This window comes from Methanocalculus sp. (assembly GCF_029762515.1).
Taxonomy (GTDB): Archaea; Halobacteriota; Methanomicrobia; order Methanomicrobiales; family Methanocorpusculaceae; genus Methanocalculus.
This window is the reverse complement of the sequence record NZ_JARVGN010000328.1, coordinates 1-2655: the sequence shown is the minus strand read 5'-3', so window position 1 is coordinate 2655 and position 2655 is coordinate 1. Positions and strand designations below refer to the sequence as shown.

The 2655-nt window shown below is 52.9% G+C and carries 2 protein-coding genes and 1 pseudogene; all 3 read right to left on the bottom strand.

The features are described 5' to 3' along the window. Nucleotides 1–212: 212 nt before the first annotated feature. Nucleotides 213–425, bottom strand: a complete 213-nt coding sequence (locus tag QCH34_RS10410; RefSeq protein WP_300333820.1) for a hypothetical protein — start codon at nt 423–425, stop codon at nt 213–215. Between the two features lie 74 nt (nt 426–499). After that, nucleotides 500–1573, bottom strand: coding sequence for an ABC transporter permease (locus QCH34_RS10405; RefSeq protein ID WP_300333817.1), 1074 nt, complete (start codon nt 1571–1573; stop codon nt 500–502). Further along, nucleotides 1570–2655 (bottom strand): annotated as a pseudogene (locus QCH34_RS10400) (PrsW family intramembrane metalloprotease); the annotation flags it as partial. The gene QCH34_RS10405 and the pseudogene QCH34_RS10400, both read right to left, overlap by 4 nt.

Here is a 2655-nt window from a genome sequence, read left to right as displayed (position 1 = left end):
CCCGATCCTCTGAGAAGGCGGCGATCACATGGAGCGCATCGTCGCCGGGAAGAGGCGGGGTGAAGACACCCAGCTGCGTTACCCCAAATGATGCAGCCATCTCAGCCTTTAATCCTTTCAGGAGTGAGACAACCTCCTTTCTCGACCGCACCTATTCGTCCCCCCGGCTATTCATATCACTATTTTCAGACGATACGACTATTTAGGCTCACCTATTTCTTCCCCATATCCTGAAGGAACCGGCTCTTACGGATATCGGGAAAAAGAGAAAATGATGCCTCCATCTCTTTTTTTCGCCGCATCTCCCTCATTCTGGAGAGGGAGAAGATCATGCGGATGGATATTATGGTAAAGAAGATCAGAAGCGCTATTGCTGCTGTCAGAAGGAGAAAGACGAAGAGATCCGGGTTATAGGAGAGAACCATATAAGTATGGTAACCTCACAGTCCGCCCATATAGCTTTTTCCGGGCGGAAAGGCAGAGCCGACTGATCTTCTGCTCACTGCGGCAGGCGGCTGATCCTCCATGCATACCTTGTCAGGAGGAGTGAGAGGAGAAGGGCGAGTGCCATGACACCCAGGAGCAGGAGCCAGTGCGCAGACCCTATTGTCCCAACAGCGAGCCTGACGATGAGGTTCAGCGGATTGTAGGGGAATGACATTGCGATGATGATCAGGACGACGACCGCTGTTGAGAAGATGAACTGTGCACTCGTCCTCTCCCGATAATGAAGCGCACAGAAGGCGCCGATAATGATCAGGATCATCGATCCCGCCACCACATGGGTTAGGATCTCAAGCGGGTGCTGCACCACGATCCCGTTTGCTGCAAGGAGAAGAAGCCATGCCGCAGACTGGATCGGCACGATCACGATGCAGGCGAGGATCTTGCCCCAGAGCATCTCGCCATAAGTGACGGTTGTCGAGAGGAGTGTCTCAAGCGTCCCTGCCTGATACTCTTCTGTGATAAGATCGATGATGAGTGCAGCAGATATGATCGCGGGCATGAAGACAAGAAGCGGAATTAAGAGGCCAAATACAAACTCAAAGTAGTTTGACCGTCCCCCTGAATCGGGGAAATTCAGCAGGATTGGATTCATGGTGAGGCGATCAGATCTCGTGCTCCTGAGTGCTTCTTCATAGACGAGAAACGCTTCTTTCATCTTCACTTCAACGATTGCTGACTGGATATCGTTCTGGAGCATATAAAGGGTAACAAGAACGGGGCCTTCGGCATCTGGCGGGGTATCCGGGACAAAGACTACAGCCTGGAGCTGGCGTTCTTTCAGCGAAGCAATGGCAACATCCAGATCCATTCTGTAGGCACCAAGATCCCGCCGATCATCGATGATTGAATAGAGCTCTCCCTCAGGTCCGACATACCCGATCCCATATTCGACACCCTGGTATCCGGCAAGAGCATCAGGATCGTACATCGTCGTCAGTCCGACCATCAGGAAGGACGAGAAGAGTGCGATGAAGAGCTGGAGGAGGATCGCAAAGACGATCGTCTTCTCGGCATAGATTCCGCCAAGTTCTTTCTTTGTTACTATCAGGACATTCCGGCTCTTCATAGTGGGATCACCCCGATGACGGTGAGGTTATAGAAGACATGGATGAGTGTGGCAAGAATGATACCGGGGATATACCAGCGGAACCCCCCGGCTTTCAGGGCGACTGCGACGACTGCAAGGCAGCCTGCATGGAGGAGGAACGGCATCCAGAGGAGCTGGAGTGAGAGGAACATAACACTCCCAAAGATCGATTCTGTCACCTGTGCAATTGTTGCAAAAAGGAGGAGCTTCTCTCCGGCAAGAAAACCGAGCGCAGTTCCGGCAGAGCCGAAGATGACAAGCCGCCAGGTAAGGCCGCCGGGGAGGATTTTTGCCAGTGCATAGATTCCAATCGACTTTGCCACCTCTTCTGTCACCGCCGCGTAACCGATCAGGAGGAGGAGGGAGAGCGGCATCGGGAGGTTGAAGAAGAGGACAAGCCCCATCAGCTGCACCATAAAGACGAACGGGATGACGAGCCCGCCAAGTACAGAGACGGATAGGATCGGGTACGTCTTTGATATTCCCGCAGAGATGAACTCGATCGTCCGCGGGATGAGACGGTGGAGCGAGAAGAGCCGCTCTTCAGTGAAGTTCATAGAACCGGCATAGAGGAGGATGATGCTTGTGAGATAGAAGAGGCTCGTTGAATAGAGATAATCCATCAGGGTAAACGAGTCTCCCTGGATCTCAAGGACGATCAGGGTAAGCGGTGAGATGAGGGAGACGACATGGACATTGGCGAAGATGCTTGGGAAGAAGAGGTAGGATGTGGCGATCGTTGAGAAGAAGATCGAGAGGAAGGAGAGCTCCTTGAAACTGCGTGCGAGCATCCCGATGACGAGCGCGCTTGCGAGGAAGAAGAAGATCACCGGGATCAGCGGGAGGATGGTGTTTACGGGGAGGGAACTGATCACGATGAGAATGAATGAGATTGCGACCATCATCACGAAATAGGGGAGCGCCTTTCCGATGATGATGGCAGAGGGGCGGTATGGTGCTGAAAGGAGGATCTCGCCACGACGTTCGATCCGCTCATTCATGATGCTCATCATGAAGAACTGCGAGGTGAAGTAGAGGGGGAAGATGAAGACGAAGATCAG